General features: G+C 72.8%; 4 protein-coding genes. All 4 read right to left on the minus strand.

The genetic code is table 11. The annotated features are described in order from the left end of the window. Positions 1–22: 22 nt before the first annotated feature. The 4 genes from ABEA26_RS32965 to ABEA26_RS32980 all read right to left on the minus strand — a co-directional run bounded on the left by ABEA26_RS32965 (position 23) and on the right by ABEA26_RS32980 (position 4,067). Positions 23–1,027 carry a DNA-3-methyladenine glycosylase family protein gene (locus ABEA26_RS32965; protein ID WP_345597331.1) on the minus strand — a complete coding sequence of 335 codons (1,005 nt, stop codon included), beginning with the start codon at positions 1,025–1,027 and terminating at the stop codon, positions 23–25. Positions 1,028–1,098: 71 nt separating this feature from the next. Further along, positions 1,099–2,379: a coenzyme F420-0:L-glutamate ligase gene (locus tag ABEA26_RS32970; protein WP_425587939.1), complete on the minus strand. Its 1,281-nt coding sequence runs from the start codon at positions 2,377–2,379 to the stop codon at positions 1,099–1,101. Between the two features lie 119 nt (positions 2,380–2,498). Beyond that, positions 2,499–3,482, minus strand: a complete 984-nt coding sequence (gene cofD / locus ABEA26_RS32975) for a 2-phospho-L-lactate transferase (RefSeq protein ID WP_345597333.1) — start codon at positions 3,480–3,482, stop codon at positions 2,499–2,501. 33 nt (positions 3,483–3,515) lie between these two features. Then, the gene (locus tag ABEA26_RS32980) at positions 3,516–4,067 is read right to left on the minus strand and encodes a cysteine dioxygenase (protein ID WP_345597334.1); all 552 of its coding nucleotides are present in this window, start codon (positions 4,065–4,067) and stop codon (positions 3,516–3,518) included. Positions 4,068–4,635 lie beyond the last annotated feature (568 nt).

Consider the following 4,635-nt stretch of genomic DNA (forward strand, 5'->3'; position numbering starts at 1 on the left):
ACCCCGTCCCGGCACGCCGAACTCAGAGCCGCTCAATCCCCCGCGGAGCCATCCGCGGTGCCCGCCGCCCCGGCACCCGCCCACTCAGCAACACCAACCGGGCCGCCCGATGCCGCTGCCCGGCATACGGCTCCAGCAACCGCAGCATCACGGAGTCGTCCGCGTCCCGGTCCCCGCCCAGCGCGAACCCCACGATCCCCGGCAGATGCAGATCTCCCACCGTCACCGCGTCCGGCGCCCCATGACTGCGCTGCACGGTCTCCGTGGACGTCCACGGCCCGATCCCGGACACGACCTCCAGCCGCTCCCGCGCCGCCACCGGCTCCATCGCCGCCGCCTCCTCCAGCCGCGCGGCGACCCGCACCGCACGCAGGATCGTCGACGCCCGCTTGTTGTCCACGCCGGCCTTGTGCCACTCCCAGGACGGGATCAGCGCCCACGTCCGCGCCGCCGGCATGACACACATCCGCCCGGGCGCGGGCCCCGGCGCGGGCTCCCCGTACTTCCGTACGAGCAGCCGCCACGCCTGGTAGGCCTCCAGCGTCGTGACCTTCTGCTCCAGGATCGACGGAATCAGTGACTCCAGCACCAGGCCGGTCCGTGTCAGCCGCAGCCCCGGCCGCCGGTGCGCCGTGAGCGCCAGCAACCGGTGCCGCGGCACGAACACCGAGGGGTCGTCGTCGGCGCCGAGCATCCGCGGGAGCTGTTCCAGCAGCCACTGTGCCCCGGGCCCCCAGGCCTCGCCCCGCACCTCACCGCCGCGTGCGGTGACCCGTAGCGTGCCCGGCCCCGCGGGCGTGCGGCTGGCCCGCCACACCGACCCGTCCGGCATCGTCCGGAACGTCGGATCGTCCGGACCGCGCCGCAGCGGACCGAGGACCAGCCCCAGCTCCAGTGGCCCGCCCGGCACCCACGTCCGTACCTTGGCGGGCGCGGCGGCCCGCCCGGGCACACCGGCCGCGGGTACGACGGCCTCCCCGCCGCGCGCCGAAGCGCGCGCGGGCCGGGGAGCGAAACGTCCTGCCACGAAAGAGGTCCTTGGGAACGGGGGAAACGCGAAGGCGAGCCCCTACGAGGGTAGAGGCTCGCCCCGAAAGCTCACCGCACCTCGATGAACGCCCCGGCGTCCCGCCCCGGCCGTGCCTTCGGTTCCTGGGCGGGATGGCCGACCGCGACGGCGCCCATCGGGTCCCAGTCACCCGGCAGCCCGAGCACCTCCCGTACGACGTCCCGGCAGAACATCGTCGAGGACACCCAGGCCGAACCCAGCCGCTCCCCGGCGAGCGCGACGAGCAGATTCTGCACGCCGGCGCCGGTGGCGACCACGAACATCTCCCGCTCGGCCCCGTCGCGGCGCGCGTCGCCGTACGTGTGGGAGCCGTCCATGACGAGGCAGGGGACGACAAGGTACGGCGCGCCTCGCAGTACGTCCCCGCGCCTGACCCGCTTGGCGACGGACTCCTCGCTCTTGCCGTCCCGCCGCAGGTCCGCGATCCAGGCGTCCCGCATCGCGTCCAGCAGCCGGGTGCGGGAGCCCGCCGACTCCAGCAGTACGAAACGCCAGGGCGTCGTGTGGTGCGGCGCCGGCGCCGTGACCGCCGCGGCGACCGCCCGGCGCACGGCACCCGGATCGACCGGCTCGTCCGTGAAGGCCCGTACCGTACGGCGCTGGGTGACCGCCTGCCGTACCGCCTCCGACGTGCCCAGCCGGAACATGTCGTCGCGTGCGCCGCGCACCATCGTCCGAGCGCCCTCGCCGTCGTCCTCGGCCACCACCCGGGGCAGCCCCCGCACGACGGCGACGGGCAGCCCCGCGGCCTTCCCCTTGACCAGGTCCCCGGCGGCGGCGAGCTCGTCGGCGGTGGCGACGACGGTGGCGCCCAGCGGATTGCCGTGCGCGTCCGTGCCCCCGCGCAGATCGTCGAGGACCCGCACACCGGCGGCACCGATCGCCACGTCCGTGAGCCCGGCCCGCCAGGGCCGGCCGAACGTGTCGGTGACGACCACGCCGACGTTCACGCCCAGCGCGTCGCGCAGCGCGTCGCGGATGCCCCGCGCGGAGGCGTCCGGGTCCTCGGGGAGCAGCAGCACCGTCCCGGAGGGGGTGTTGGAGGCGTCGACCCCGGCCGCCGCCATGACCAGCCCCTGGCGGTTCTCCACGATGCGCAGCGCGCCGCGCCGGGCGACCACCCGTACGGTCTCCGCGTCGATCGCGGCCTCGCGGTCGGCTGCCCGCACGACCCGGCCCTCGGCCTTGGACACGATCTTGGACGTGACGAGCAGGACGTCCCCGTCGGCCAGCCCGGGCTCGGCCGCCGCGATCAGCTTGGCCAGGTCGTCGCCCGGCTGGACCTCCGGCAGGCCGGGAACGGCCCACACCCGGTAGCCGTGCCGGTTGTCACCCCGGTGTTCGTCCCGGTGGCCCTCGAGGTCGCCCCCGAGGTGTTCGTCCTGGTGGCCGGACACCCCCGCGCGCACGCCGCCGTTCGCCCCGTCGCTCACGCCTCCCCCACCTCCTGCGCCAGCGTCAGGGCCTCCCGGGCCATCCGCGCCGTCGCGTCGAGGTCGGTCATCATCAGCGGTACGGCGCGGCAGAGGATGCCCGCCGCTCGCACGCGCGTGACGGACTCCGCGTCGACCGTGTCGACCAGCCAGCCGTCGAGCAGCCCCGAGCCGTAGTGCTCGGCGACCGCGGCCGCAGTGGACTCCACGCCGACCGCCGCGAGGACCTTGTCGGCCATCCCGCGCACGGGCGCGTCCCCGACGATCGGGGACAGGCCCACCACCGGTACCCCGGCGTCGGCGATCGCCTCCCGTATGCCGGGCACGGCGAGGATCGTGCCCACCGAGACGACCGGGTTGGAGGGCGGGAAGAGGATCACGTCCGCCTCGGCGATGGCCTCCAGGACGCCGGGCGCCGGCTTCGCCTGCTCGGCCCCCACCGGTACCACGGCCTCGGCGGGGACCGAGGCCCGCAGCCGTACCCAGTACTCCTGGAAGTGGACCGCCTTGCGCTCCCCGGGCCCCTCGGCGGAGCCGCTGTCGGGCAACGTGACGGCGACGTGCGTCTCCACGCGGTCGTCGCTCATGGGCAGGAGGCGCACGCCCGGCTTCCAGCGGTCGCACAGGGCCTGCGTCACCGCGCTGAGCGGGTATCCGGCGGCCAGCATCTGCGTCCGTACGATGTGCGTGGCGAAGTCCCGGTCGCCGAGGCCGAACCACTCCGGCCCGGCCCCGTACGCCGCGAGCTCCTCCTTGAGGTGGAAGGTCTCCTCGGCCCGCCCCCAGCCCTGCTCTTCATTGATGCCGCCACCGAGCGTGTACATCACCGTGTCGAGGTCCGGGCAGACCTTCAGCCCGAAGAGGTGGATGTCGTCCCCGGTGTTGCCGATGACCGTGATGTCCGCGTTCGGCGCGGCCTGCTTCAGACCACGCAGGAACCGGGCACCGCCGATGCCGCCTGCCAGAACCACAATGCGCATGGCCCCAGTCTTGCAGGCGGGTACGACAGTGCGTCAGGCAGTCGTCACGGAACCGGCACGCGCACCGGCCCCGACGCCCGCACCGGCCCCGACGCCCGAGCCGGCACCGGCCACCGAGCACTGTGCCGAGTGCATCGGCATGTCCGTCAGCCCCGGGTAGTAGACGTGCAGGCTGACCGCGGGCTCCAGCGCGTCGTTGACCACCTCGTGGACATAACCCGGCGCGAACACACGCTGGGCCCGCGCCCGCAACTCGCGCGTGCCGCGCGGCGTTCGCTCGGTCAGGGAGCCGTCCAGGACGGTCAGTACTCCGGAGGAGGGCCCGTGGTCGTGGAGTCCGCTGCCCTGGCCGGGCACCCAGGACAGCAGCCAGACCTCGTAGCCGGGACCGGTGCGCAGCCGGTGGTACCAGCGTGTCGTCGTGTCGTACCGGACGAGGTGTCCCCACTCGGACGGGTCGGCGGCGATGGAGCGGGCCAGGCCGGCGAACTCGGCGACGGTGGCCGGGTGCTCGCGTGGTGCCTGCAGGAGATGGGGGACTTCGAGGATGTCGCCGGCGATCTGGAGGTCGCTGTCGCTGTTCATGGGTGCGGTGGGTCCTCGGCAGAAGAGTGCGGGGGAGTGGTGGAACGCAAAGAACGCCCTGGTCGGGCGGGCAACAGGGAGTCGAGTCGCGTGGACTCGGGGACAACCGGAGCGGGGTGGCTCAACAGCTGGAACAGCAACAACAGCTACAGCGAGCGCGGGCAGCACCGTGGGACCCGGCGGTGCGGGTCGAGGTGAGCGCCAAGTTCGCGAGCATGCCCACAAGCACAGCGGCTCACACCAACACTGTCAACTCGATGACCGATATGTGGGACATGTTTCACCTCATCCGGTTCATCTCGCAGGTGAAAGGTTTGTTCAGACGGTTTCCGGGACACATGGCGCACAAGCCGGGCGCACAACCCCCGTTGCGATCCTGTGATCCGAATGTGATCAGCTTCGCTTCGGCGTGTGTATCGGAACGGGATCGAACGCAGGGGCGTCCTTCCCGATGTGGGCGCTGTGCGGGTCGGGTGTCCTTGTGGTCCTCGTTGGTATGTCGAGCTTTAGGCCGATTTGAACACTTTCTGCTTGGCCTTGGTTCCGCAGAGTGAATAAGGGGCCCAAT

The sequence above is a fragment of the Streptomyces marokkonensis genome (assembly GCF_039539045.1).
GTDB lineage: Bacteria > Actinomycetota > Actinomycetes > Streptomycetales > Streptomycetaceae > Streptomyces > Streptomyces marokkonensis.